Origin of the sequence: Pseudomonas sp. IT-P260 (assembly GCF_949768395.1) — a bacterium.
In the GTDB taxonomy this organism is placed as follows: Bacteria; Pseudomonadota; Gammaproteobacteria; order Pseudomonadales; family Pseudomonadaceae; genus Aquipseudomonas; species Aquipseudomonas parakoreensis.
On record NZ_CATKPO010000042.1, the window covers coordinates 261,321 to 282,054 of the forward strand.

Genomic DNA, 20,734 nt, shown 5'->3' on the forward strand with positions numbered 1-20,734 from the left:
AAAGAAAAAACCGCACGCCATGATGGCAGTGCGGTTTTTCCATGACAGCAGACAACGATTACAAACTATTACGCCTGGTGGCTAGTAACGTAGTCGATTGCAGCTTGTACAGTAGTGATCTTCTCAGCTTCTTCGTCAGGGATTTCGGTCTCGAATTCCTCTTCCAGAGCCATCACCAGCTCAACGGTGTCAAGGGAGTCGGCACCCAGGTCTTCAACGAAGGAAGCAGTGTTGACCACTTCTTCTTCTTTAACACCCAGTTGCTCGGCAACGATTTTCTTGACGCGCTCTTCGATGGTGCTCATACCTTGTTTTCACTCCTAATGGACAAATTCAGGCAGCTGGCCAGTGGGTAAGTGTATAGAAAGGCTTTTCAGCTTTTCAACTGAAAGCTTCACTCCTCAAACCCTGCGGCCCTCTGCCTATAAATAGATTGCAGCTTTATAACGGATTTTAGACAGCTCGTATGACATTTTTTTGAAGCAATCCGTCACATTTTACTTACATGTACATCCCACCGTTCACCGGGATTGTAGCCCCAGTGACGTATGCCGCACCGTCGGATGCAAGAAAAGCGACCACCGAAGCGATCTCTTGAGCTTGCCCCAGACGACCCAGCGGAATCTGCGTCTGCAAGGCTTCACGCTGTGCTTCCGGCAGTTCGCGGGTCATATCGGTGTCGATGAACCCTGGGGTTACCGAGTTGACCGTAATTGAACGCGAACCGACTTCACGCGCCATCGCACGGCTGAAACCTTCCAGACCGGCCTTGGCGGCTGCATAGTTTACTTGGCCTGCGTTGCCCATGGCACCCACCACCGAGCCAATACTGATAATTCGGCCCCAGCGCGCTTTGGTCATGCCACGCAAAACGCCCTTGGACAGGCGATACAGACTGTTCAGATTGGTATCGATCACGTCGTACCATTCATCGTCTTTCATGCGCATCATCAGATTATCGCGGGTGATGCCAGCATTATTGACCAGAATGGCCGGCGCACCGAACTGCTCCTGAATGCTCGCCAGCACCGCGCTGACCGATTCGTCGCTGGTGACGTTCAGTTCCAGACCCGTGCCCTGGATACCATGCTCTTTCAGGGTGGCAGCAATGGCCTCGGCGCCTTTGGCGGAGGTCGCGGTGCCAACAACGATGGCGCCCTGACGACCCAGTTCCAGTGCGATGGCCTGGCCGATACCGCGGCTTGCACCGGTGACCAGTGCAACTTTACCTTGCAGACTCATGCAAGTTTCTCCTGATTCAGGCCAGCGCTGCACGGGCGGCAGCGAAAGCGTCTGGGGTATTGAGGTTGGAAGTCGAAACGCCTTCGGCGCAACGTTTGTTCAGACCGGCCAGGACTTTGCCCGGACCGCATTCGACCAGACTGGTGGCGCCTTTGGCGGCCAGGGTCTGGACCGATTCAACCCAGCGAACGGGCTTGTACAGTTGTTCGAGCAGATCACGCTTGAGGGTTTCCAGATCGGCCGGCACTTGCGCGCTGACGTTCTGTACCACCGGGATCTGCGGTGCCTGCCAGTCGATGGCAGCGATGGATTCGGCAAAGCGCTCGGCCGCCGGACGCATCAGCTCGCAGTGCGACGGCACGCTCACCGGCAACGGCATGGCACGTTTGGCACCACGGGCCTTGCAACCTTCAATGGCACGCTCGACGGCAGCTTTGGCACCGGCAATCACAACCTGACCCGGCGAGTTGAAGTTCACCGCGCTGACCACTTCGCCTTGCGCCGCTTCGGCACAGGCGGCCAGCACATCAGCGTCTTCCAGACCGAGAATGGCGGCCATGCCACCCTGCCCGGCCGGAACGGCTTCCTGCATCAGCTGACCACGGCGCTCGACGAGCTTGACCGCATCAGCCAGGCTCAGGCTGCCGGCAGCAACCAGCGCGCTGTATTCACCCAGGCTGTGACCGGCAACGAATGCCGGACGCGCGCCGCCTTCAGCCAGCCACAGACGCCACAGGGCGATCGAGGCGGTCAGAATGGCCGGTTGGGTTTTATCGGTTTGATTGAGCAGCTCTTCCGGGCCCTGCTGGGTCAATGGCCACAGGTCATAGCCCAGAGCCTCAGAGGCTTCTTTGAAAGTTTCGAGGATCAGCGGATGTTCCGCGCCCAGCTCGGCCAGCATGCCGAGGGACTGCGAACCCTGTCCTGGAAAGACGAATGCGAGGGAAGCAGACATGTAACAAGCCCCTAATGATCTTGTCGTCGGAAAGTGACGCCCCACCGGGGGACGCAAGAAACTGACAGTTGGATGGCCCTTTGAACCGGGCGGTCACATTTAAGCATTGTCCGACGAAAACGCCTAAGACAACAAATCCTCCAGACGACCGTGGAGGCGCTCGGGGAGGTTCTCCTGAATCTCGATCAGCGCGCGCTGAATCGCACTCTGAAAGCCCTGAACCCCGGCCGAACCGTGACTTTTCACCACGATGCCCTGCAAGCCGAGGAAGCTTGCGCCGTTATGTCGCGCAGGCGCGAGATCCGCTTGCAGACGTTTCATCAATGGCAGGGCCAGAGCACCTACTACGCGGGAAGCGAAGTTTTTCCTGAACAAGGCCTCGATGCGCGCGGCGATCATCGTCGCCAGGCCTTCGCTGGACTTGAGCAGGATATTGCCGACAAAACCGTCACAGACCACCACATCCGCCTCGCCGCGATACAAACCATCGCCCTCGACAAAGCCGATATAGTTGATGCCGCGCGCCGCCTGCAACAAAGTCGCCGCCAATTTGACCTGCTGATTACCCTTAATGTCTTCGGTGCCAATATTCAGCAACGCGACACGCGGCCGGGCGATGCCCAGCGTCTGCGCCGCCACCGAGCCCATCACCGCGAACTGCAACAAGTGTTCGGCGCTGCAATCGACGTTGGCGCCCAGATCGAGCAGCTGGCAGTACCCCTTCTGCGTCGGAATCGCCGCCACCATCGCCGGCCGATCAATCCCCGGCAAGGTCTTGAGCACGAAACGCGACAACGCCATCAACGCCCCGGTATTGCCGGCGCTGACACAGGCCTGGGCCTTGCCGTCACGCACCAGCTCCAGGGCGACACGCATCGACGAATCCGGCTTGCCACGCAAGGCCTGGGTCGGCTTTTCGTCCATGGTGATGACTTCAGACGCCGGGACAATCGTCAGGCGCGCGCGATCGGCAGCCGATTGGCCGTTGATCAGTTCTTCAAGTAGGGAGGGTTGACCGACGAGGGTCAGGTGCAGCGAGGGCGTAGCAGAAAGGCAAGCAAGGCTGGCCTGAACAATGCTGCGGGGACCGAAGTCCCCGCCCATTGCGTCAATCGCGATGACTTGAGCGGACAAGTGATTACTCGTCAGCGCCCTTGTCGATCACTTTACGGCCACGGTATACGCCTTCTGGCGATACGTGGTGACGCAGGTGAACTTCACCAGTGGTTTTTTCTACAGACAGGGTGCTAGCCTCGAGAGCGTCGTGCGAACGGCGCATGTCACGGGCAGAGCGGGATTTTTTGTTCTGCTGAACAGCCATAATTGATTAACTCCTAAACGTTTGGGTCACGCTTTAACTGCGCCAATACACTGAACGGGTTGGACCGCGTTACCTCGTCCTCGCTCGGTTCGGGCTCATCTGCTCCCGCCGGCTGCTGGCATTCTTCCGGATGATGAGCAGGCACAATGGGCAAGGCGAGCAGAAGCTCCTCCTCGATCAGTGACTGCAGATCCAATGGATCTTCGCCCAGTTCCAGCACGTCATAACCTTTCGGTAACGACTGGGTATTCGCACCCTCCTTCACAACAGCGTAACTGCATTCGCTGTGGATCGGCAGGGTGACCAGCTCAAGACAACGCTGGCAAACCATTTTGACTTCGGTGTCGATAAAGCTGTGGATCACCACAGATTTACGTTCATCTCGTTCAAAAACGAATTTGGCCTGCACCGTACCGACATCGTCGGAAAGCGGGTCGCAGAGTCTCTTCAAATCGGCCAGCAGCAGTTCACCTTGAAGGGTGGTGCCACGGTCAGCCAATTTGCGCGGGTCAACGTGAGGTGGAATCGGGTCATTCAACATAGGCGCAGCATTATAGGGATGCCCCCACCCATGTCAAAGGAAATTGTGCCCTGTCCGTCACTTGCGTGCCTCCGCTAGAATTCGCGCCTGCCTCAGGAGACGTCAATGCTGCCTTTATTACTTGCTTCGAGCTCGACTTATCGCCGTGAATTGCTCGCCCGCCTGCACCTGCCGTTCGTCTGCAGCTCGCCGGATATCGACGAAAGCCACCAGCCGGGCGAATCCGCCATCGAACTGGTCAAGCGCCTCGCCGAACAGAAAGCCCGGGCACTGGCCGCCAGCTACCCCGCTCATCTGATTATCGGCTCAGACCAGGTTGCAGTGCTCGGCGAACGGATCATCGGCAAGCCACACACCTTCGACAAGGCTCGTGAGCAACTGCTGGCCGCCAGCGGCGCCAGCGTGACCTTCCTCACCGGCCTGGCCCTGCTCAACAGCCAGACCGGCCACTGCCAGGTCGACTGCGTGCCATTTACCGTGCACATGCGCCAGCTCGACGAAGCGCGCATCGAGCGCTACCTGCGCCTGGAGCGGCCTTACGACTGCGCCGGCAGCTTCAAGGCCGAAGGTCTGGGCGTGAGCCTGTTTCAGTCCACCGAAGGATCTGACGCCACCAGCCTGATCGGCCTGCCACTGATTCGCCTGATCGACATGTTGCTGGCCGAAGGCGTGCAAATCCCTTAAAGCAAAAGATCGCAGCCTGCGGCAGCCCCTACATTGATCTCTGTAGGAGCTCCCGCAGGCTGCGATCTTTTGATCTTTACAACGAATCAGCGCAACGAAGGCCCGTGAAACCCCATCCACATCGCCAACTGCTCAGCGACACTGGCACCGAGCTTTTTCGAGAAGCGGTCGAATGGCGATTCCTGAACCGTGAAGTCCACCAGCTCTTTCTCGCCAATCACGTCCCGCGCCACCGAACTGGCATTCCCCAAACCATCGATCAGGCCCAGCGGCAGCGCCTGCTCGCCAGACCAGACCAGCCCGGAGAACAGCTCCGGATGCTCCTTGTCCTTCAGACGATCGCCACGACCCTGCTTGACGCTATTGATGAACTGCTTGTGCGTGGTGTCCAGCACGGTCTGCCAGAACGCAGTCTCATCAGGCTTCTGCGGCTGGAACGGATCGAGGAACGACTTGTGCTCACCTGACGTATAGGTGCGACGCTCGACGCCCAGCTTGTCCATGGTGCCGACAAAACCGTAACCGGCCGCCGTTACACCGATGGAGCCGACCAGACTGGCCTTGTCGGCATAGATCTGATCCGCCGCACTGGCGATGTAATAGGCACCGGACGCACCGAGATCGGAAATCACCGCGTACACCTTGGTATCCGGATGCAGGCCGCGCAGACGCTTGATCTCGTCATACACATACCCCGACTGCACCGGACTGCCGCCAGGACTGTTGATCCGCAGAATGACACCCTTGACCTTCTTGTCTTCGAAGGCGGCACGCAAGCTGCCGACAATATTGTCGGCACTGGCAGGCTCCTTGTCGGCAATCATGCCGGTGACGTCGATCAGCGCGGTGTAATTCGAGCCACGGGTGGCGCTCTTTTCCATGTCCATCAGCGGCGTGAACAGGATCAGCGCAACAAACAGATAAACAAACGTCAGCAGCTTGAAGAAAATCCCCCAACGCCGTGAGCGACGCTGCTCCTGCACACTGGCCAGCAAAGTCTTTTCCAGCAGCTTCCAGCTTTTCTCGTCACCGTCGTCGGCACTTGCCTTGGCCGGTGCTTTCCATTCGTCGGTCATGCGCTGTACCCCAGCAAAAACGTATTAAGCCTGCTGCCCCAGCCAGGCGTGCAATTCACTAAAACGGTCAATCGACAGGCGCGGCTCGAACTGCTGCAGCGACTCGATCGACTGCGCGCCATAGCTGACCGCCACCGACGCCATGCCCGCGTTGCGCGCCATCAGCAGATCGAAGGACGAATCGCCGACCATCAGCGCCTGCTCGGGCCGCACGCGACAATGCGCGAGAATCTGCTCGAGCATCAACGGATGCGGCTTGCTCGCGGTCTCGTCGGCGGCGCGGGTGATATCGAAATAATCTTCCCAGCCATTGGCCTTGAGTACCCGGTCCAGTCCGCGACGATTCTTGCCGGTCGCGACCGCCAGGTGATAGCCCTGCTCGCGAAACGACGCCATCGACTCGACCACACCCTCGAACAGCGGCGAAGGCACGGCTTCTGCCGCAATGTAATGATCGGCGTAATACTCGCGAAACAAGGTCATTTCGGCATCGCTGATGTCCGGGTACAAGGTACGGATCGCCTCGGGCAAGCCCAGACCGATGATGCCCTTGACGGCAAAATCATCGCGCAACTCGAAACCGGAGCGCGTGGACGCCGAATGCATCGCCTCGACAATCCGACCAATGGAATCGGCGAGGGTGCCGTCCCAATCGAAAATCAGCAAGTTGTAATCAGATGGGCGCACTCAATCGCTCCACGGTCTTGGCCCACATTTCATCCACTGGGGCTTGCAGCTTGAGTTCACCGCCATCGGGCAGCGGCACGGTCAGCATGTAGGCGTGCAGAAACAGGCGCTTGCCGCCCAGATCACGGATTTCCTTGCTGAAACCGTCATCGCCGTACTTGGTGTCGCCGGCAATGCAATGCCCGGCGTGCAACGTGTGGACGCGGATCTGGTGGGTGCGCCCGGTGATCGGCTTGGCTTCGATCAGGGTGGCAAAGTCGCCAAAGCGGCGCAGGACCTTGAACACGGTCACCGACTCCTTGCCCTCCTCCTCGTCGACCTCGACCATGCGCTCCCCGGAGCGCAGGTTGCTTTTACCCAGTGCCGCGCGGACTTGCTTGATCGAGGTCGCCCAATTGCCGCGAACCAGCGCCATGTAACGCTTGTCGACACCATCGCCACGCAATGCCGCGTGCAAGTGACGCAGCATGCTGCGCTTCTTGGCGATCATCAGCAGGCCGGAAGTGTCACGGTCGAGACGATGAACCAGCTCCAGCTCCTTGGCATCGGGACGCAACTGACGAAAGGCTTCGATCACCCCGTAATTCAAGCCGCTGCCGCCGTGAACCGCAATGCCGGCGGGCTTGTTGATCACGATCAGGGCTTTGTCTTCGTAGACAATCGAGGCTTCCAGACGCTGCAACAGGCCTTGAGCCAATGGCACCGGCTCGTCGCGCTCAGGCACGCGAACCGGCGGCACGCGCACGATATCGCCGGCCTGCAGCTTGTATTCGGGCTTGATCCGCCCCTTGTTCACACGCACTTCGCCTTTACGCAAAATGCGGTAAATCAAGGTCTTGGGCACGCCTTTGAGCCGGGCAAGGAGGAAATTGTCGATTCGTTGGCCGGCATACTCCGGCGAGACTTCAAGCAGTTGAACGCCTGGAGTCGAAGGGGCAGTAGTTGTCATGCCGCGGATGATAACAATTTTTATGGAATTGAAGCACTTAATCATTGCTGCTATAGTCGCGAACGCCGCCAAAAGCGGCCTGGACAGCGGAACCACGGTCAAAAACCGGCCCTGACCAACGCAATTCACCAGGACGCGAGGCCGTCCTACGGGGCTTTCGCTACGTAACGGTGGAGTTTGCAGTTGTAACAAGCGCAGGTGACATGAGGCCTGAATTACACCGTCGAGCAGAGTTTTCACTCGCCTGACAGGCACATATTCAAGGCCAGTTCACAAAGTGCAGTCAGCTGCAGATGACCCCGAGCGAAGGCTTCGGAAACATCGCCTGAATTAGCCATGATGCGTGACCTCCCCTTTCGGAGCTCACGGTAAATGCCAACCCGCTGCGGATTCTGCGCGCGGCAGCACCCGAATTATCAGGGATACGTGTAGGGTGGAGATGCACAACCGCCGGACTGTGTAGCAATAGGCTTTATCAAGACGCTTCATCTCGTCCACAGCCGCTGGTTGATTCCTCCTCCTGACTGAGTGCTTAAGTAGCCACAGCAAGCAGGACGCGTACGTCGCGATATCGGCCCAATTGGCCTGACATCGCTGGACACGGGAATGGCCAACCACTCCCGACGCACCTGACACCGACCGTGAGAAGTCGTGTGTGCCGAACGCCGTTTCCGGCAGCCCGGAAACCGACGGTACTACATGAAAAGAATGCTGATTAACGCAACTCAACCCGAAGAGTTGCGTGTTGCACTGGTAGATGGCCAACGCCTCTACGACCTGGACATCGAATCCGGTGCACGCGAGCAGAAGAAGGCCAACATCTACAAAGGCCGTATCACTCGCATCGAACCAAGCCTTGAGGCTGCCTTTGTCGATTTCGGCTCCGAGCGCCACGGCTTCCTGCCCCTCAAAGAAATCTCCCGCGAATACTTCAAGAAAGCCCCTGAAGGCCGCGTCAACATCAAGGACGTCCTGAGCGAAGGCCAGGAAGTCATCGTTCAGGTCGAGAAAGAAGAACGTGGCAACAAGGGCGCCGCCCTGACCACCTTCATCAGCCTGGCCGGTCGTTACCTCGTGCTGATGCCGAACAACCCGCGTGCCGGCGGTATCTCCCGTCGCATCGAAGGCGAAGAACGCAACGAACTGCGTGAAGCGCTGAACGGTCTGGTTGCACCGGCCGACATGGGTCTGATCGTGCGCACTGCCGGCCTGGGCCGCAGCAGCGAAGAAATGCAGTGGGACCTCGATTACCTGCTGCAACTGTGGACCGCCATCAAAGAAGCCTCGCTGGATCGCTCCGCGCCATTCCTGATCTACCAGGAAAGCAACGTGATCATCCGCGCCATCCGCGATTACCTGCGCCAGGACATCGGCGAAGTGCTGATCGACAGCGTTGAAGCCCAGGACGAAGCCCTGACCTTCATCCGCCAGGTGATGCCGCAGTACGCCAGCAAGATCAAGCTGTACGAAGACAGCGTGCCGCTGTTCAACCGTTTCCAGATCGAAAGCCAGATCGAGACCGCTTTCCAGCGCGTCGTCGAACTGCCTTCCGGCGGTTCCATCGTTATCGATCCGACCGAGGCCCTGGTGTCCATCGACATCAACTCGGCGCGCGCCACCAAAGGCAGCGACATCGAAGAAACCGCACTGCAGACCAACCTTGAAGCCGCCGAAGAAATCGCCCGTCAGTTGCGCCTGCGCGACATCGGCGGCCTGATCGTCATCGACTTCATCGACATGACCCCAGCCAAGAACCAGCGCGCCGTGGAAGAGAAAGTCCGCGAATGCCTGGAAGCCGACCGCGCTCGCGTGCAGATCGGCCGCATTTCGCGCTTCGGCCTGCTGGAAATGTCCCGTCAGCGCCTGCGTCCATCCCTGGGCGAAAGCAGCGGCATCGTCTGCCCGCGCTGCAACGGCACCGGCATCATCCGTGACGTCGAATCGCTGTCGCTGGCAATCCTGCGCCTGATCGAAGAAGAAGCCCTGAAAGACCGCACTGCCGAAGTGCGCGCTCAGGTGCCGATCCCGGTTGCCGCGTTCCTGCTCAACGAAAAACGCAACTCGATCACCAAGATCGAACTGCGCACCCGTGCCCGTATCGTCATTCTGCCGAACGACCACCTCGAAACCCCGCACTTCGAAGTTCAGCGCCTGCGTGACGACAGCCCGGAAGCTGCGACCAACCAGTCCAGCTACGAAATCGCTGCTGCCGCTGCCGAAGTCGAAGAAGTCCAGCCAGCCGCTGCGACCCGCACCCTGGTTCGCCAGGAAGCTGCGGTCAAGACAGCTCCGGCCCGCGCCAACGCGCCAGTGCCAACCGAAGTCGCCGCACCAGCCCCCGCGCCGGCTCCGGTTGCCGCGCCAGAGCCAAGCCTGTTCAAGGGTCTGGTGAAATCGCTGGTCAGCCTGTTCGCTACCAAAGAAGAGCCAGCCGCTCCGGTCGTCGTTGAAAAACCGGCCACCGAGCGTCCGGCCCGCAACGAAGAGCGTCGCAACGGTCGTCAGCAGAGCCGCAACCGTAACGGTCGCCGCGATGAAGAGCGCAAGCCGCGCGAAGAACGTGCACCGCGTGAAGAACGCGCCCCACGCGAGCCGCGTGAAGAGCGTCAGCCACGTGAAGCCCGTGAAGTCCGCGAGCCACGTGAAGCCCGCAGCGAGGCGCCAGCCGCTCGCGAAGAACGTGCTCCACGCGCTCCACGTGAAGAACGTGCGCCACGTGCTCCACGTGAAGACCGCAAGCCACGTGGCGAGCGTGAAGAGCGCGTGCGTGAACTGCGCGAGCCTCTGGACGCCGCTCCGGCTGCACCCGTAGCGGCTGCCACTGCCGCCGTGGTCGCAGAAGAGCGTCCGGCCCGTCAGCCACGCGAAGAACGCGCACCGCGTCCGCCGCGTGAAGAGCGTCAACCGCGCGCCGAGCAGGCCGCTGCTGCCGTCGCTGAAGAAGAAGTGAACACCAACGAAGAGCAACTGCCGGAAGACGGTCAGGACAACGCCGAAGGCGATCGTCCACGTCGTCGCTCCCGTGGTCAGCGCCGTCGCAGCAATCGTCGCGAGCGTCAGCGTGATGCCAACGGCAACGTGATCGAAGGTTCGGAAGAATCCGAGTCCGGCGAAAACGCCGCTGCTCCAAGCGCTGCCGATCTGGCTGCCGGCCTGGCCGTCACCGCCGCTGTTGCCAGCAGCGTGATCAGCGCTCCGGCCGAGGCACAGGCTCACGAGCAAGCCGAACGCGCTACCGCCGCTGTTCAGGAAACCGCTCCAGTGGAAGCGCCGGTTGTTGAGGCCACTACCCCGGTGGAAGTGGTTGCTGCTCCGGAAGTCGAAGTGGCACCGGTTCAAGAAACACTGCCTCAGGTTGCAGCCGCTGCAGAACCCGCCGCTGAGGCGCCAGTCGTGGCCGCAGAGCCGGTTGCTGAAACCGTCGCTGAAACCGTGACCGAAACCGTGCGTGAAGTTCGCGAAGAACAGACCGCGTTCAACTGGGTTGCCGAGCCTGCCGTCGCTGAAACGCCAGCGCCAGTCGTTGAAGCCCCGGTGGTTGAAGAAGCCAAGGCTGCCGCGCCAGTGGTTGAAGCCGCTGCACCTGCTCCAGCGCCAGTCGTTGAAGCACCGGTCGAAGCACCTGTGGTGGCCGAAGAGCCTGCTCCAGTGGTTGAGGCCACGCCGGTCAGCGCCCTGACGCCAAACGGCCGTGCACCGAACGACCCACGTGAAGTGCGTCGCCGCAAGCGTGAAGCCGAGCGCCTGCAGAAGGAAGCCGAACTGGCTGCCGCTGCTGCTCCGGCTGCTGAAGTGGTCGAAGTTGCTGCGGTGACTGAAGAGGCCGTGGTTGAGTCGGTGATCGCCGAAGCACCACGCTCCGTTCAGGACGCGGTCGAGCATCACCAAGCGGCCGAGGAAAAAGAAAACGAGCCTAAACCGCTCGTCTGATTCCGAAAGCCGATAAAAAGCCCCGCCGGGTGAAAACCTGGCGGGGCTTTTTTTTCCATTTAGAAGATCAAAAGATCGCAGCCTTCGGCAGCTCCTACATAGGTCTCCTGTAGGAGCTGCCGAAGGCTGCGATTTTTTGATCTGGCTTTATTTGAACACCAACGCTTCTGGCACATCGATATCCCACAACACCCCGGGATCATCCACTGCCACTTCCACCACCCGCCCCTGCTTGAACAACGGCCTGGCACCGCGATCACCGGTCAGCGCCTGCAACCCCGCCCCGTATGAACGCCCGAAACCCACCGGATGGCCAAACTCGCCGTCCTGTACCGGTACGCTCACAGCGTCATCGGCCATCGTCGCCACCACCCGCTCAATACTCGATGGCAAGATAAACGGCATATCCCCCAACACGATCAGCCAGCCATCCGCCTCGGGGCAGGCGGCAACCCCCGCCGCAATGCTGTCCCCCATCCCGCTCGATTCAATCGAGACCACCTCACAACCATAGGCCTGCGCCATGCGCATCGCCTGCGGCCGTACTTCAGTGGTCACCAGCACCCGCTTGTCGAGATTGGCCGGCAGATTCAGCAACACCTGCTCGATCACCGAACGCACCGCACCGTCGCGTCCGGTGCAATCGGCCAGCAACTTGTCCTTGTCGGCACCGGCAACCTGACGAAAGCGACTGCCCTCGCCCGCCGCCAGCACAATCACTGCGATGGATCGACTCATGCGCCCTCCACGACTTTCTTCTGTTTCAACTCGACGCCGTTCTTGATCGCCACAATCTCCGCCAACAACGACAGGGCAATCTCCGCTGGCGAATGACTGCCGATGTGCAGACCGATCGGCCCATGCAATCGCGCAATGGCTGATTCTGACAAGCCTAGCTGAGCCAGATTGTCCCGGCGTTTCTGACTGTTGACCCGAGAGCCGAGTGCACCGACATAGAAGGCCGGCGAATCGAGCGCCGTAAGCAACGCCATATCATCCAGACGTGGGTCGTGGGTCAGCGCGACAATGGCTGTGCGTTCGTCCGTCTGAATGCTTAGTACAGCGTCATCCGGCATGCCCGGAACAAAGCGCCCGTGATGCTCTTCCCAACCGTAGACGAACTCGGCACGCGGATCGCAAATCAGCACTTCGAAATCCAGCAGCCGGGCCATGTCCGCCACGTAGCGCGACAGCTGCCCGGCACCGATCAACAGCAGACGCCAGCGCGGGCCATAAATGGCGCGCAGGGTCTTGCCGTCGAATGCCAGCACATCGGATTTGCTCGCCGCTGATAGCACCACTTCACCGGTTTCGATGTTCAGCTCACGGGCGACAATCTCATGGCTTTCACAACGCGCCAGCAACTCGGCGACCCACGCCGGATCAGCGACCCGCTCCTCGGTCAGGCGCAGCGTGCCGCCACAGGGCAAGCCGAAACGCGCCGCCTCCTCGCGGGTGACGCCATAGGTAATCAGCTGCACCGGTGGGCCGTCGCTGGCGATGCGCCCGTCGTGCAGACGGGCGATCAAGTCATCCTCGACACAACCGCCGGACACCGAGCCAATCACCACGCCGTCCTCGCGCAACGCGAGCATCGCACCCGGCGCCCGGGGCGCGGTGCCCCAGGTTTGCACCACGCTGAACAGCACCACTCGCTGCCCGGCGCGGCGCCATTCGAGCACGCTGCGCAGAACGTTGAGATCGGCGCTGTCCATCACGCTTGCGCCTTCTGCCAACCCTGCAACTGATAACGCACCGGCAGGTTGCGGATGCGCTGGCCGGTTGCAGCGAAGATGGCGTTACACAGCGCCGGCGCAATCGGTGGCACGCCGGGTTCACCGACACCACCCAACGGCACGTCACCCGGCGGCGTCACCAGATGCACCGCAACTTCTTTCGGCGCCAGCGACATGCGCGCCACTTCGTACATATGGAAGTTGTCCTGCTGGACCTTGCCGTCCTTGAAGCTGATTTCACCCAGCACCGCGTTGCCCAGGCCCATCACACAAGCGCCTTCGAACTGCGAGCGGATGCGTTCCGGGTTGATCTGCGGCCCGCAATCGACGGCGATGTCAGCCTTGTGCACGATCAGCGTACCGTCGTCCTTGACCTCGACTTCGATCACCGCCGCCACATAGGTGACGAAGCTGTAATGCACCGCCAGACCCAGACCACGGCCCTTGGGCAACTGACGTCCCCAACCGGCAGCCTTGGCCGCAGTTTCCAGTACCGTGCGCATGCGTCCGGTGTCGATCGGGTAGCGCTCGGGGGATTCGCCGTAGTTCCACTCCTCGCTCAGGGTGCGCGGATCGATCTGCCGATCCGGGCCGAGCAACTTGATCTGATATTTGAGTGGATCGACGCCGGCCTTGTGCGCCAGTTCATCGACAAAACTCTGAATCGCAAACCCGTGAGGAATGTTCGACACCGAGCGATACCAGCCGACGCGGGTATGCACAGTGGCTTCGGGGTTTTCCAGACGCACGTTGGGAATCGCGTAGGCCATGTTGGTAAAGCCCATGCCCAGTTCGAACGCCGCCTCATGGTTCATGCCCGGCGCAAACAGCGCGGTAATGCTCGGCGCCACGGTACGGTGCAGCCAGCCGGACGGCATGCCGTCCTTGCCGACAGCCGCCTTCAAATACTCGGCGGACACTGTGTGGAAATACGAGTTATGGATGTCATCTTCGCGGGTCCATTGCACTCGCACGGCTTTACCGGGGAACTCCTTGGCAAGGATCGCCGCTTCGACGACGAAATCCGGCTTGGATTTACGGCCGAAACCGCCGCCCAGCAGCGTGACGTTGAAGGTGACATTGTCGAACGGCAGCCCCAGGCGCTCGGCGATGCGCTCGCGAGTCACCTGCGGCGCCTGGCTCGGCGCCCATGCTTCACACACACCTTTGTCGTAGCGAGCGATGGCGACCATCGGCTCCATCGGTGCCTGCGCCAGATGCGGCAAATAGTAGGAGGCTTCGAGGCTACTGGCAGCGCCGCTCAGTGCCTTGTCGATATCACCGGTATTGCGCACCACTTTGCCGGGTTTGCGCGACGCCGCTTCCAGCGCTTTGCGGTAAGCGATCGAGTCGTAACTGGCGTTGGGGCCGTCGTCCCATTGGATCTTCAGCGCCTCGCGCCCCTTGATCGCCGCCCAGGTATTGCTGGCAATCACCGCAACGCCGCCCAGCGGCTGGAATTCCGACGGCAGCGGACGGCTTTCGATCTGCATGACCTTCAGCACACCCGGAACCTTCAGCGCGGCGCTGTCATCCAGCGACTTGACCTTGCCGCCGTACACCGCCGGACGGGCGATGGTCGCGTAGACCATGCCGTCGAAATGCACGTCGGCGCCATACACCGCGCGCCCGTTAACAATGTCGGCACCGTCGATGGCTTTGGTGCCTTCCTTGCCGATGTAGCGGAACTCTGACGGCTGCTTGAGGCGCAGGCTGTCACGGGCCGGCACCGCCAGCGCACTGGCTGCGGCGGCAAGTTCGCCGTAACCCAGCTCGCGGCCGGACGGTGTGTGCAGCACTTTGTGCAACTGCGCACGGCACTCGCCCACCGGCACCTGCCACTGCGCAGCCGCTGCCTGTTCCAGCATGGCCCGGGCCGCCGCGCCGCAACGGCGCATCGGTTCATACCAGTGACGCATGCTGCGTGAACCGTCAGTGTCCTGGTTGCCGAACCGCACTTCATCGCCCGGCGCCTGCTGCACTTTGACCTTGGCCCAATCGGCGTCCAGTTCATCGGCGACCACCATGGTCAGGCTGGTGCGCACACCCTGGCCCATTTCCGAACGGTTGCAGACCACGGTGACCGTGCCGTCTGCGGCAATGCTCACGTAAACCTTGGGATCGTCGATCCAGCCGTTGGGCATGCCATCAGCGCCAAACTTCTTCGGCGCGTCTTCAGCCAATGCATCCTGCCAGCCCCAGCTCGCGGCCAGCACCAATGCGCCCGTGGCGCCGACGCCTTTGAGAAAACCGCGGCGGCTGAGATTGCTCAGGGCGAAATCATTCGGCAAGCGGCTCATGCCTTGGCCTCCTTCAAGTGAGTCGAGGCCTGACGGATCGCGGTCTTGATCCGGTTATACGTGCCACACCGGCAAATGTTGCCGACCATTGCCTCTTCGATTTGCTCATCGCTCGGATTAGGGTTGGTCTTGAGCAATGCGGTGGCAGACATGATCTGCCCGCCCTGGCAGAAACCACATTGCGCCACAGCGCTGTCGAGCCAGGCTTGCTGAACGACTTGCCCAACCGGATCGGCGTGCAGGTTATCGATGGTGCTGACGTTCTGCCCGATCACCGAGCCGATCGGCGTGATGCAACTGCGCGCCGGCAAGCCGTCGATATGAATGGTGCAGGCACCGCACAGGCCCATGCCGCAGCCGAATTTGGTGCCGTTGTAACCGGCGACATCACGAATAGCCCACAACAGCGGCATGTCTTCCGTGACATCGAGGGAATGGTCTTGACCGTTTAGTTTCAGGGTAATCATGGGCACGCCCGCATATTAGTGGTTATGGGGTCGAGCAGAACTGGCGGTGATTCACGCAGATCGACTCAGGCTAATGGGCTCTCTTGTGCCGACGCGAACGTCTGCACCGGGCCTTTGGTGGAGCAAATGACGGTTATCGTTAGCTGGCTAAGTTAACTCACCGTTAACAAAAAAGCCCTGCACTTTCGCTCAGTGCAGGGCTTTGGATACCGACTTGAAGCGTAGCCTCAATAACGATTCGGCTCCATTTCCAGTTCGACATTGAAACGTTCGGCAATATCTTTCTGGATGCGTTGCGCCAGCTCCAGCAATTGCAGGCCGGTGGCGGTGCCGTAGTTGACCAGCACCAGCGCCTGCAATTTATGCACGCCGGCATCAGCTTCGCGAAAACCTTTCCAACCGGCGCGCTCAATCAGCCAACCGGCCGCCAGTTTCACCTGCCCGTCCGGCTGTGCATAGGCCACCAGATCCGGGTGTTGCGCCTTGATCTGCTCGACCAGTGCGGCCGACACCAGTGGATTCTTGAAGAAACTGCCGGCATTGCCGAGCACCGCTGGATCCGGCAGTTTTTCGCTGCGGATACTGCAGATTGCGCGGCTGACGTCGCTCGGCGTCGGTTGCTCAATGCCCTGCTCGGTCAGGCGCTGACGCACCGGGCCGTATTCCAAATGCAGATGCGCGACACGATCAAGCTTGAAGCGCACCCGCAGGATCAGCCAACGTCCCGGCTGCTGCTTGAACAGACTGTCGCGGTAGGCGAAGTTGCACTCCTCCAGGCTGAAGTCGCGCAGTTCGCCGGTCTGGCGGTCCAGCGCGGTCAACCCGGCGAACACATCCTTGATCTCGACGCCGTAGGCGCCGATGTTCTGCATCGGCGCCGCGCCAACAGTGCCGGGGATCAGGCTGAGGTTTTCCAGACCGGAAAAACCCTGCACCAGCGTGTGCTGCACGAACGGATGCCACGGCTCGCCGGCTTCGGCTTCGATCACTACACGGTTGCCGTCGTCACTGATCAGCCGAATGCCTCGGGTCGCCATGCGCAGCACCAGCGCCGGAATATCTGCCGTCAGCAGCAGGTTGCTGCCGCCGCCGATCACCAGCAACGGCACGTCATGGGCAGTCGCGTAGGCCAGCGCTTCGCGGACGTCGGCGTCGCTGTGCGCCTCGGCGAACAACTGCGCGCGAACGTCGACGCCAAAACTGTTGAACGGTTTCAGCGAAACCTGTGATTGAAGCTGCAAACTCATAACCGGCCCTTCACTTCGATCAACAGTTGGTCACACGCCGCTTCGATCAGGTCCAGCACCTGCTCGAAGCCCTGATCGCCGTCGTAGTACGGATCCGGCACTTCATCGACCACACCGGCGTAACGCCGCAAAAACAGATCGAGTTCAGCCTTGCCAGTGGACGGCTGCAGGGCCTTGAGGTTGCGCAGGTTGCTGTGGTCCATGGCCAGAATCAGGTCGTAACTGGCGAAATCGGCACGGCTGACCTGCTGCGCGCGTTGCGCCGACAGGTCATAACCGCGCACTTTGGCTGCGGCCTGGCTGCGTTTGTCCGGCGGATTGCCGACGTGCCAGTCACCGGTGCCGGCGGAGGCCACTTCGACCTGATCCGCCAGCCCCGCTGCGCGCAGTTTGTGGCGCAACACGCCTTCAGCGGTGGGCGAACGGCAGATGTTGCCCAGGCACACGAACAGAACGCGCATCAGGCCTCCAGCAGGCGACGAACGCGCTCGAGGTCTTCAACGGTGTCGACCCCGGTTGGCGGCGCGATCAACGCATCGGCCACATGAATCCGCACGCCATGCCACAGAGCACGCAGTTGTTCCAGCGATTCAGTGTTTTCCAGCCAGCACGGCCCCCAGCTCACAAAGTCCTGAAGAAAACCAGCGCGGTAGGCATAAATGCCGATGTGGCGACGGTACGGCACGCCTTCCGGCAACACGTCGCGGCTCTTGGCGAAAGCATCGCGGGCCCACGGCAAGGTGGCGCGACTGAAGGTCAGCGCCAGACCGTTAATGTCGCTGACGACCTTGACTACGTTGGGGTTGAACAGGGTTTCGACGTCTTCGATCGGCTCGGCCAGGGTGGCCATGCGCGCTACGGTGTGGGCCGCGAGATTGGCCGCGACCTGATCGATCACACTTGGCGGGATCAGCGGCTCATCACCCTGCACGTTGACCACGATCGCGTCCGGCGCAAGGTCCAGTTTGGCGGCGACTTCCGCCAGCCGATCGGTGCCGGAGTTGTGATCTTCGCGGGTCAGCACCACTTCAGCGCCGAACGCCTTGCAGGCCTCGACAATGCGCGCATCGTCGGTCGCGACCACCACACGGCTGGCGCTGCTTTTGCTCGCCTGCTCCCAGACATGCTGGATCATCGGCTTGCCGGCGATGTCCAGCAGCGGTTTGCCCGGCAGGCGGGTCGAGGCGTAACGCGACGGGATGACAACGGTGAAAGCAGTGGTCATTTATCCAGACGCTCGTCGGTGGTCAGGGTGCGCGCTTCGCTTTCGAGCATCACCGGGATGCCGTCGCGGATCGGATAGGCCAGACCGGCGCCCTTGCTGATCAGTTCGGTCTTGTCGGCGCTGAGCTTGAGCGGGCCTTTGCAGATCGGGCACGCGAGGATGTCGAGCAATTTGGTGTCCATGAACATTCCCTGGATAAAGAGTTAAGGCAAAAGACGATCGGGCAACAGGCGCATCAACTGGGTGTCGAACCAGGCCACGAAGGCCGGTGACGGCACGGCATCGACCGCCAGATACCACCAGTCGTCAGCCGCGAAGGCACGGCACTTCACCGCATCCTTCTCGGTCATCACCAACGGCAATGACGGTGTGAAATTCAAGGCCTGCACGCTGTATTCGGCGTGGTCGGCAAACGCATGGGGGATTGCCCGCCAGTCTAGCGCTTCGAGGGTATTGAAGAAACGTTGCGGATTGCCGATCCCGGCCACCGCGTGCACCGATTGACCGGGCGCAAAATACGCCAGCGGCTGGCGCTCGCCGCTGCGCAGATTGACCAGCGACGTCGGCTGCAGGTGAAAAGCGAAACCCTCTTCACGATCCGCCGTGGCACCGTTGAACAGTACGCCATCGACGCTTTGCAGGCGCTCGATCGGCTCGCGCAACGGGCCTGCCGGCAAGCAACGTTTGTTGCCCAAACCTCGAGCGGCGTCGATCAGCACCAGCTCCAGATCCCGGGCCAAGCGATAATGCTGCATGCCGTCGTCGGAGAGGATCAGGTCCAGTGGTTCACTGGCGAGCAAGGCTTTGACCGCTGCGCTGCGATCAGGGTCGATCATCAGCGGCACGCCGGTGCGCTGCACGATCAACAGCGGTTCATCCCCGGCGACGTCGGCGCTCTGCTCGGCGGTGACCCGCCACGGCAGTTGCGGCGGTTTGGCGCCGTAACCGCGACTGACCACGCCGACGCGCAGGCCGGCACGGCGGCAATGCTCGATCAGCCACAGGATCATCGGTGTCTTGCCGGTGCCGCCGACGGTGATGTTGCCGACCACAATCAACGGCACCGGTGGCTGATAGATCTGGCCTTCACCGTCGAGAAAGCGCTGACGCTTGTTGACCACCACACGGCGGTAGAGCATTTCCAGCGGCCGCAGCAGCGTCAGGGCCGGATGCCCCTGATACCACGCGGCGAGCAAACGATCGGACAGGCTCATCAGGATTTGGGCGCCGCCTCGACCGTGGTCATGCGCAAATGGCTGAAACCGAGCTTGCCGGCCGCGTCCATGGCGGTGATCACCGATTGGTGTTGGGTCTTGCCATCAGCGCTGATCGACAACGGCATGTTGGTGTCACCGTTGGCTTCTTTCTGCATGGCTTCCATCAGGGTCGCCAGGTCATTCTTCGGCAGAATCTTGTTGTTCACCGAGAACACACCTTCGGCGCTGATCGCGACGTCCAGTTGCTTGAGCTGCTGGTCTTCGGCAGGCGAGCCGCTGACCGATTCCGGCAGATCGACACGTAGCTGGGTTTCGCGGGTGAAGGTGGTGGTCACGACGAAAAACAGCAACAGGATGAACACCACGTCGATCAGCGAAGCGAGGTTGATGTCGATCGTTTCCCGGGGTTTGCGACGGAATTTCACGCTTTGTCCCCGGCCAGATCGACGTCACGGTCGCCCTGCACCACTTCGACCAGTTTGATCGCTTCCTGCTCCATGCCCACCACCAGCTCATCGATGCGGCGCTGCAGGAAACGGTGGAAGAACACCGACGGAATACCGACCATCAGGCCCGCCGCCGTGGTAATCAGCGCCTTGGAAATACCGCCGGCCAGGACCGAGGCATTAGTAGTCATGCCCGAACCGGTGAAAGCGCTGAAAATGTCGATCATGCCCAACACCGTGCCCAACAGCCCCAGCAACGGCGACATGGCAGCAATGGTGCCCAGCGCGTTGACGTAGCGTTCGAGCTCGTGAATCACCCGCGCCGCGGCTTCTTCGATGCATTCCTTCATGATCTCGCGACCATGTTTGGAGTTGGCCAGGCCCGCGGCGAGAATTTCACCCAGCGGCGAGTTGGCGCGCAATTCCTTGAGCTTTTCTTTATTGAGCTGCTTGTCCTTGATCCAGACCCAGACCTGGCCCAGCAGATGCTCGGGGGTGACGCGGCTGGCGCGCAGGGTCCACAGGCGCTCGGCGACAATCGCCATGGCCGCGATGGAACTCAGAATGATCGGCAACATCATCCAGCCGCCGGATTTGACCAATTCCCACACAGTGACAGTCCCCTCGAAAAAGTGCGCCACTTTACCATACCGGTTCGCGATTAAGACCCGCTGCCCCGACGACCTGATGCCGCATTCGGCGATCCCGCGA

At 60.9% G+C, this 20,734-nt stretch carries 22 protein-coding genes; 2 read left to right on the top strand and 20 right to left on the bottom strand.

Annotation, left to right across the window (positions count from 1 at the left end; genetic code table 11):
- Positions 1 to 68: 68 nt before the first annotated feature.
- The 6 genes from acpP to ACM6HV_RS24110 all read right to left on the bottom strand — a co-directional run bounded on the left by acpP (position 69) and on the right by ACM6HV_RS24110 (position 4,059).
- Entirely contained in the window at positions 69 to 305 is a 237-nt protein-coding gene (gene acpP / locus ACM6HV_RS24085) for an acyl carrier protein (protein WP_003175607.1), read from the bottom strand.
- A gap of 196 nt (positions 306 to 501) precedes the next feature.
- Positions 502 to 1,242, bottom strand: a complete 741-nt coding sequence (gene fabG, locus ACM6HV_RS24090; RefSeq protein WP_007967600.1) for a 3-oxoacyl-ACP reductase FabG — start codon at positions 1,240 to 1,242, stop codon at positions 502 to 504.
- Between the two features lie 16 nt (positions 1,243 to 1,258).
- Positions 1,259 to 2,197 carry an ACP S-malonyltransferase gene (fabD, locus tag ACM6HV_RS24095; protein ID WP_414905457.1) on the bottom strand — a complete coding sequence of 313 codons (939 nt, stop codon included), beginning with the start codon at positions 2,195 to 2,197 and terminating at the stop codon, positions 1,259 to 1,261.
- A 123-nt stretch (positions 2,198 to 2,320) separates the two neighbouring features.
- A complete protein-coding gene (gene plsX / locus ACM6HV_RS24100; RefSeq protein WP_080963300.1) occupies positions 2,321 to 3,331 on the bottom strand; it encodes a phosphate acyltransferase PlsX in 1,011 nt (336 codons plus the stop codon).
- A 4-nt stretch (positions 3,332 to 3,335) separates the two neighbouring features.
- Positions 3,336 to 3,518 (bottom strand): 50S ribosomal protein L32, encoded by a 183-nt coding sequence (rpmF, locus tag ACM6HV_RS24105; RefSeq protein ID WP_003179396.1) that lies wholly within the window; start codon positions 3,516 to 3,518, stop codon positions 3,336 to 3,338.
- A gap of 13 nt (positions 3,519 to 3,531) precedes the next feature.
- Positions 3,532 to 4,059 (bottom strand): YceD family protein, encoded by a 528-nt coding sequence (locus ACM6HV_RS24110; RefSeq protein WP_003204262.1) that lies wholly within the window; start codon positions 4,057 to 4,059, stop codon positions 3,532 to 3,534.
- Between the two features lie 105 nt (positions 4,060 to 4,164).
- Here ACM6HV_RS24110 and ACM6HV_RS24115 point away from each other — a divergent pair, with 105 nt between their 5' ends.
- Positions 4,165 to 4,743, top strand: coding sequence for a Maf family protein (locus ACM6HV_RS24115; protein ID WP_414905458.1), 579 nt, complete (start codon positions 4,165 to 4,167; stop codon positions 4,741 to 4,743).
- Positions 4,744 to 4,829: 86 nt separating this feature from the next.
- Here ACM6HV_RS24115 and sppA read toward each other — a convergent pair whose 3' ends face one another.
- The 3 genes from sppA to rluC are packed head-to-tail and all read right to left on the bottom strand — an operon-like array spanning position 4,830 to position 7,455.
- Complete coding sequence (gene sppA, locus ACM6HV_RS24120; protein WP_414905459.1) at positions 4,830 to 5,819, bottom strand: signal peptide peptidase SppA; 990 nt, start codon at positions 5,817 to 5,819, stop codon at positions 4,830 to 4,832.
- A gap of 24 nt (positions 5,820 to 5,843) precedes the next feature.
- On the bottom strand, positions 5,844 to 6,506 hold the full coding sequence (locus ACM6HV_RS24125) for an HAD-IA family hydrolase (protein ID WP_414905460.1): 663 nt from the start codon (positions 6,504 to 6,506) through the stop codon (positions 5,844 to 5,846).
- Positions 6,493 to 7,455, bottom strand: coding sequence for a 23S rRNA pseudouridine(955/2504/2580) synthase RluC (gene rluC / locus ACM6HV_RS24130; RefSeq protein WP_007950779.1), 963 nt, complete (start codon positions 7,453 to 7,455; stop codon positions 6,493 to 6,495). The genes ACM6HV_RS24125 and rluC overlap by 14 nt, the downstream gene beginning before the upstream one ends.
- 699 nt (positions 7,456 to 8,154) lie before the next feature.
- On the opposite strand from rluC, the gene rne reads away from it, so the two are divergent.
- Positions 8,155 to 11,385, top strand: a complete 3,231-nt coding sequence (gene rne / locus ACM6HV_RS24135) for a ribonuclease E (RefSeq protein ID WP_414905461.1) — start codon at positions 8,155 to 8,157, stop codon at positions 11,383 to 11,385.
- A 147-nt stretch (positions 11,386 to 11,532) separates the two neighbouring features.
- Here the strand turns inward: rne and ACM6HV_RS24140 are convergent, their stop codons facing one another.
- The 11 genes from ACM6HV_RS24140 to ACM6HV_RS24190 all read right to left on the bottom strand — a co-directional run bounded on the left by ACM6HV_RS24140 (position 11,533) and on the right by ACM6HV_RS24190 (position 20,634).
- Positions 11,533 to 12,123 (bottom strand): nucleotidyltransferase family protein, encoded by a 591-nt coding sequence (locus tag ACM6HV_RS24140; protein ID WP_414905462.1) that lies wholly within the window; start codon positions 12,121 to 12,123, stop codon positions 11,533 to 11,535.
- Entirely contained in the window at positions 12,120 to 13,100 is a 981-nt protein-coding gene (locus tag ACM6HV_RS24145; protein ID WP_414905463.1) for an XdhC family protein, read from the bottom strand. Before ACM6HV_RS24145 ends, ACM6HV_RS24140 begins: the two co-directional genes overlap by 4 nt.
- Positions 13,100 to 15,421: a molybdopterin cofactor-binding domain-containing protein gene (locus ACM6HV_RS24150; protein WP_414905464.1), complete on the bottom strand. Its 2,322-nt coding sequence runs from the start codon at positions 15,419 to 15,421 to the stop codon at positions 13,100 to 13,102. The genes ACM6HV_RS24145 and ACM6HV_RS24150 overlap by 1 nt, the downstream gene beginning before the upstream one ends.
- Positions 15,418 to 15,888: a (2Fe-2S)-binding protein gene (locus tag ACM6HV_RS24155; RefSeq protein WP_145594289.1), complete on the bottom strand. Its 471-nt coding sequence runs from the start codon at positions 15,886 to 15,888 to the stop codon at positions 15,418 to 15,420. The genes ACM6HV_RS24150 and ACM6HV_RS24155 overlap by 4 nt, the downstream gene beginning before the upstream one ends.
- Before the next feature lie 227 nt (positions 15,889 to 16,115).
- The gene (gene murB, locus ACM6HV_RS24160; RefSeq protein ID WP_414905465.1) at positions 16,116 to 17,135 is read right to left on the bottom strand and encodes a UDP-N-acetylmuramate dehydrogenase; all 1,020 of its coding nucleotides are present in this window, start codon (positions 17,133 to 17,135) and stop codon (positions 16,116 to 16,118) included.
- The gene (locus ACM6HV_RS24165; RefSeq protein WP_041069125.1) at positions 17,132 to 17,596 is read right to left on the bottom strand and encodes a low molecular weight protein-tyrosine-phosphatase; all 465 of its coding nucleotides are present in this window, start codon (positions 17,594 to 17,596) and stop codon (positions 17,132 to 17,134) included. The genes murB and ACM6HV_RS24165 overlap by 4 nt, the downstream gene beginning before the upstream one ends.
- Positions 17,596 to 18,360 (bottom strand): 3-deoxy-manno-octulosonate cytidylyltransferase, encoded by a 765-nt coding sequence (gene kdsB, locus ACM6HV_RS24170; RefSeq protein WP_145594299.1) that lies wholly within the window; start codon positions 18,358 to 18,360, stop codon positions 17,596 to 17,598. Before kdsB ends, ACM6HV_RS24165 begins: the two co-directional genes overlap by 1 nt.
- Positions 18,357 to 18,542 (bottom strand): Trm112 family protein, encoded by a 186-nt coding sequence (locus tag ACM6HV_RS24175; RefSeq protein WP_003174668.1) that lies wholly within the window; start codon positions 18,540 to 18,542, stop codon positions 18,357 to 18,359. Before ACM6HV_RS24175 ends, kdsB begins: the two co-directional genes overlap by 4 nt.
- Before the next feature lie 21 nt (positions 18,543 to 18,563).
- Entirely contained in the window at positions 18,564 to 19,574 is a 1,011-nt protein-coding gene (gene lpxK / locus ACM6HV_RS24180) for a tetraacyldisaccharide 4'-kinase (protein ID WP_414905466.1), read from the bottom strand.
- Positions 19,574 to 20,002, bottom strand: coding sequence for an ExbD/TolR family protein (locus ACM6HV_RS24185; RefSeq protein ID WP_027612340.1), 429 nt, complete (start codon positions 20,000 to 20,002; stop codon positions 19,574 to 19,576). The genes lpxK and ACM6HV_RS24185 overlap by 1 nt, the downstream gene beginning before the upstream one ends.
- Positions 19,999 to 20,634 carry a MotA/TolQ/ExbB proton channel family protein gene (locus ACM6HV_RS24190; RefSeq protein ID WP_003227083.1) on the bottom strand — a complete coding sequence of 212 codons (636 nt, stop codon included), beginning with the start codon at positions 20,632 to 20,634 and terminating at the stop codon, positions 19,999 to 20,001. The genes ACM6HV_RS24185 and ACM6HV_RS24190 overlap by 4 nt, the downstream gene beginning before the upstream one ends.
- Positions 20,635 to 20,734: the final 100 nt, after the last annotated feature.

Coding starts and splice junctions, on each gene's coding strand:
- acpP (WP_003175607.1), bottom strand. CDS start 305: ATGAGCACCATCGAAGAGCGCGTCAAGAAAATCGTTGCCGAGCAACTG.
- fabG (WP_007967600.1), bottom strand. CDS start 1,242: ATGAGTCTGCAAGGTAAAGTTGCACTGGTCACCGGTGCAAGCCGCGGT.
- fabD (WP_414905457.1), bottom strand. CDS start 2,197: ATGTCTGCTTCCCTCGCATTCGTCTTTCCAGGACAGGGTTCGCAGTCC.
- rpmF (WP_003179396.1), bottom strand. CDS start 3,518: ATGGCTGTTCAGCAGAACAAAAAATCCCGCTCTGCCCGTGACATGCGC.
- ACM6HV_RS24110 (WP_003204262.1), bottom strand. CDS start 4,059: ATGTTGAATGACCCGATTCCACCTCACGTTGACCCGCGCAAATTGGCT.
- ACM6HV_RS24115 (WP_414905458.1), top strand. CDS start 4,165: ATGCTGCCTTTATTACTTGCTTCGAGCTCGACTTATCGCCGTGAATTG.
- sppA (WP_414905459.1), bottom strand. CDS start 5,819: ATGACCGACGAATGGAAAGCACCGGCCAAGGCAAGTGCCGACGACGGT.
- rluC (WP_007950779.1), bottom strand. CDS start 7,455: ATGACAACTACTGCCCCTTCGACTCCAGGCGTTCAACTGCTTGAAGTC.
- rne (WP_414905461.1), top strand. CDS start 8,155: ATGAAAAGAATGCTGATTAACGCAACTCAACCCGAAGAGTTGCGTGTT.
- ACM6HV_RS24140 (WP_414905462.1), bottom strand. CDS start 12,123: ATGAGTCGATCCATCGCAGTGATTGTGCTGGCGGCGGGCGAGGGCAGT.
- ACM6HV_RS24145 (WP_414905463.1), bottom strand. CDS start 13,100: ATGGACAGCGCCGATCTCAACGTTCTGCGCAGCGTGCTCGAATGGCGC.
- ACM6HV_RS24150 (WP_414905464.1), bottom strand. CDS start 15,421: ATGAGCCGCTTGCCGAATGATTTCGCCCTGAGCAATCTCAGCCGCCGC.
- ACM6HV_RS24155 (WP_145594289.1), bottom strand. CDS start 15,888: ATGATTACCCTGAAACTAAACGGTCAAGACCATTCCCTCGATGTCACG.
- murB (WP_414905465.1), bottom strand. CDS start 17,135: ATGAGTTTGCAGCTTCAATCACAGGTTTCGCTGAAACCGTTCAACAGT.
- ACM6HV_RS24165 (WP_041069125.1), bottom strand. CDS start 17,596: ATGCGCGTTCTGTTCGTGTGCCTGGGCAACATCTGCCGTTCGCCCACC.
- kdsB (WP_145594299.1), bottom strand. CDS start 18,360: ATGACCACTGCTTTCACCGTTGTCATCCCGTCGCGTTACGCCTCGACC.
- ACM6HV_RS24175 (WP_003174668.1), bottom strand. CDS start 18,542: ATGGACACCAAATTGCTCGACATCCTCGCGTGCCCGATCTGCAAAGGC.
- lpxK (WP_414905466.1), bottom strand. CDS start 19,574: ATGAGCCTGTCCGATCGTTTGCTCGCCGCGTGGTATCAGGGGCATCCG.